General features: G+C 65.0%; 2 protein-coding genes. Both read right to left on the bottom strand.

The genetic code is table 11. From position 1 onward, the window contains the following. Positions 1–124: 124 nt before the first annotated feature. Positions 125–1996, bottom strand: coding sequence for a monovalent cation:proton antiporter-2 (CPA2) family protein (locus QZ266_RS07855; protein WP_295693616.1), 1872 nt, complete (start codon positions 1994–1996; stop codon positions 125–127). Positions 1997–2103: 107 nt separating this feature from the next. Further along, on the bottom strand, positions 2104–3819 hold the full coding sequence (locus QZ266_RS07850) for a carboxylesterase family protein (protein ID WP_295693614.1): 1716 nt from the start codon (positions 3817–3819) through the stop codon (positions 2104–2106). Between the last annotated feature and the right edge of the window lie 204 nt (positions 3820–4023).

Raw genomic sequence — 4023 nt, 5'->3', positions numbered from 1 at the left:
ACAATCGCCAGCTTCTGCCAAAACCGAATCACGCAGACGCCCCCTTGCTGCTGGCCCTACGTTAACCATTTCAGCGCGCCCTGTAACCCGTTTCGGAGTCGGACTCCGCCAGGGGCAGACCGGTTCAGAGGTCGTCTCGCTGATCCGGGTCCTCATCCGGATTGCCGATATCCTCAGCCATGATTTCAGCCAGCGAAACAACGCGCGAGCGCGCTTTCTCGATATAGGCGTCATTGTCGAACACGTCGGTATCCGCGTCCCAGACCTCGAAAAGCTGTTGCAGGCTTTCCTCGTCGTGACGCGCAAAGGCCTCCGTCTTGCGCCGGGCCCGCGCCTCGCTCTCGCCAAGAACGACCAGGGAGCGCTGGGCGGCCTCGAGCGACGAGCCGAACATTTCACGAATGGCCAGGTCAACGCCCGCCGCCCGCAATTGGTAGACATGTTCGCGACTGGCCGCCCGGGCGATGACATAGACATGCGGATAGCGCTGCTTGACGTGATGAACCAGTTCCACCGCGCGATCACGGCTGTCGGTACACACGACCAACAGCTTGGCCCGCGCAATTCCGGCCGCCTCGAGCAGGCCCGGGCGCATGGCGTTGCCGTAATAGACCTGGATGCCGAATTTGCGCAGCCCGTCGATATGCTCGGCGGAATTGTCCAGAACCACCGGCTTGTAGCCATCCATCACCAGCAGGCGCTGGACGATCTGACCGAAGCGGCCCATGCCGGCGATGATGACCGGCGCCTCCTCCTCGATCGTGTCCTCCTCGCGCTCCGGACTGGCCGGACGTCGCACACGGGGCGACACCCAGCGCTCGAACACGATCATGATCAGCGGCGTGGCCATCATAGACAGGGCAACGATCAGCCCGGCAATGCCGGCAATATCGGCCGGGATCACATCGACGCCGCCGGCAAAGGCGAGCAATACGAAGCCGAACTCGCCGCTCTGGGCCAGGGCGAAAGTAAAGAGCCAGCGGGCGCGCCCCTTCATCCGGAAGGCGAAGGCCAGCCCCAGCAATATCAGGCCCTTGACCCCGATGAGGGCCACGGTCAGGACGATGATCAAGCCCGGATTGCCGGCCAGGAGATCGAACTCCATGCCGGCGCCGACCGTGATGAAGAAAACGCCGAGTAACAATCCCTTGAAGGGCTCGAGATCACTGACCAGCTCATGCCGGTACTCGCTATCCGCCAACAGCACGCCGGCGAGGAATGTCCCCAGGGCCGGGGACAGGCCGACCGCCGTCATGAGGACTGCAATCCCGATCACCAGGAAGAGCGCAGCCGAGAAAAAGAGCTCGTGGAGACCGGTCCGGGCGATGATGCGGAAGGCTGGCCGGGTGAGATAGCGCCCCCCCAGGACGATGGCGCCAACCACGCCCAGCGTGACCAGGCCCTGGGCCCAGGCCGGCAAGTGCGAGAATGGTGTGTCGGCCGGCCCGTGCGCAGCCGCATCGGCCACGACACTCTCGCCACCCGGCATGGCGAGCAATGGCATAAGGGCGAGCATGGGAATGACCGCGATGTCCTGGAAGAGGAGGACGGAAAAGGCCGACTGGCCGCCGTCGGTCCGCAGCCATCCCTTCTCCCCGAGTGTCTGCAGCACGATGGCCGTCGACGACAGGGCAAAAATCAGTCCCAGCGCGATCGCCAGACGCCAGTCGAGTCCGATTGTCAGGCAGAAGAGCGCGACCGCCGCCGTCGTCAGCGCGACTTGCAGGCCGCCCAGCCCGAACAGGCGCATGCGCAGATCCCAGAGCAGGCGTGGCTGCAATTCCAGCCCGACGAGGAAAAGCATCATCACGACGCCGAATTCAGCGAAATGCTGGACGCTTTCCGGATCGGATCCGACCCAGTCCAGGATCGGCGCGATCGCTACCCCGGCCAGCAGATAGCCGAGCACAGAACCCAGCCCGAGCCGCTGCGCAATCGGGACGGCGATGACGCCGGCTCCCAGATAGATGGCTGCCTGCAAAAGGAGTGTGTCCATGACCGCCCCGAATCACCACCGGTCCGAATGACCCGCGTCTCACAGCATAGCCATCACACGGCACACGGCCAGTCGCCTGTTGCAACGCAGCGTCCGGTGCGAACCACTCAGCTGTCGCAAGTCAGTGCGCCTGCGAAGGCATCGGCCAGGCTCGGCTGCCGGGCGACAATCCCGCGGGCAATCTGGCAGCGTGTTTCGTCATCGACGCGTCCATCAGCGGCCAGATCGCTGGCAATCGCCAGCGGCGACTCGGTGCGCGAGAAGACCTCGTTTCCGCCATCATCACGCGTATCGAAACGCAGGGCCGCACCGGTATCGGTCCATTGCGGCCATTGCGGCCCCATGCCGATGCCGTCACCGGGCATGCCAGAGGCCGCGAACTGCGCCCAATAGGCGCCCATGGTCTCGGCCAGTTCCACACGTCCGACTTCATTACGGTCATTGAACAGCACGCTGTCAAAGGCTCCGAAAAGCTCGAAATGGTTGAAGACGAAGGGGATTTCCATCGCATGCGCCGCGCCCAGCAGAACCCCGGTATCGGTCACCAGGACCGAGCCGCCCTCATCCCAGTCAAACCGGTAGGCCCAGAGATCGGACCGCCCGTTCGCGGCCAGGCGGTTGAGCAGGCCATCGACGGCATTATAGCGCCAGATACGGGAGGGATATTCGACCGCCGCCTCATAACGATCCTCGCCCTTCGGCCAGACCAGCGGGCCCAGACGCCGTGTCAGTCGCGGGTCAAAAACCGTATAGAGCTTCATCTCGTCACGATTGGTCCCGCTCATCAGCGGGACATCGGCAAACCCGCCTGGCGCCTCCGCCGCTGCGAGAATGCCGCCCTCGGGCAGGGTCACGCCATCCTCGATCATGCGCGGCATGGAGGTCAGCTCGCCGTCCTCGTCGCGATAGGCCGCATAGACAGCGTCCAGGGACGCCCCCCGCAAGTCAGCGCCCGTCGCGCCCTCACCCGCAATCGCGCGCCCGGCCGCCAGACCGGCGACGGCGTCATTGCCCCCGCCCTGTTCGGCGATCCCGAGCGGGACCGAGGCTGTGCCGCCGCTCTGCATGATCGCCCGGTGGAAGAGGCCGCGCGCCTGCGGCGCGGCCATCAGGCCGGCGATATTATAGGCGCCTGCGCTTTCCCCGAAGACCGTCACGCGATTGGGGTCGCCGCCGAAGGTCTCGATATTGCCGCTGATCCAGTGCAGCGCCGCGACCAGGTCGAGCAGCGCGAAATTCGCCGCCGCATCATCGCCAATTTCCGCGTCCGCGCGCAGGGCCGGATGAGCAAGGAAACCCAGCGGGCCGAGCCGGTATTGAACCGAGACGATGATCACACCCTGCTGGCTGGCCAGCGCCGAGCCATCATAGGCCGAGGACGAGCCCCAGGTATTGGCACCGCCATGGATCCACATCATCACCGGCAGGGCCTCATCGGCCGCCACATCGCGCGGGGCGTAGATATCCAATGTGAGGCAGTCTTCCGCACCGATCAGCTCGCCGGTCTCGTAGAGCTCGCCAGCGCTGAGATTATTGGTCACCTGGGGACAGACAGATCCGGCCTCGAGCGCCTCACGTCGCGCCTGGAAGGCCAGCGGCGGACGCGGCGCCCGCCAGCGCAGCTCGCCGACCGGCGGCGCCGCATAGGGCACTGCCATCCAGGCCGCTGCTCCGCCTTCCGTCTCGAAGCCCACAAGCTCGCCCTGGCCAATGGTGCGGACCAGGTCGGCAGCCGGCACAGGCGTGAAGGCGGCCTCCTCCTCGGATGAACACGCCGATACCGCGAGTGCGGCCAATCCCAATGCCAGATGTCCAAGACGCATGATGTTCTCCCCGGTTTTGCCCCGTATATTTGTCGAGAAGCTGGGGCGGTATGGCGTGAAGGTCAAGCAAATGGCGGCAGAAGACCGGTTTTCCGTTTCGTGGAATGGCGGCGGGACAGAAAGACGCAGCCTATCCCCGCCGTGCGCCCTTTTCCTTCTCCCTTGGGAGAAGGTGCGCGTCGCGCGGATGAGGGGGAAAACTCC

The organism is uncultured Maricaulis sp. (assembly GCF_905480005.1).
Classification (GTDB): domain Bacteria; phylum Pseudomonadota; class Alphaproteobacteria; order Caulobacterales; family Maricaulaceae; genus Maricaulis.
Note: the sequence above shows the minus strand (reverse complement) of the source record. Positions and strands in the feature narration are given on the sequence as shown.

What these genes read in the sequence shown, in the direction of transcription:
- QZ266_RS07855 (WP_295693616.1), bottom strand. Translation starts at nt 1,996, where the DNA reads ATGGACACACTCCTTTTGCAGGCAGCCATCTATCTGGGAGCCGGCGTC.
- QZ266_RS07850 (WP_295693614.1), bottom strand. Translation starts at nt 3,819, where the DNA reads ATGCGTCTTGGACATCTGGCATTGGGATTGGCCGCACTCGCGGTATCG.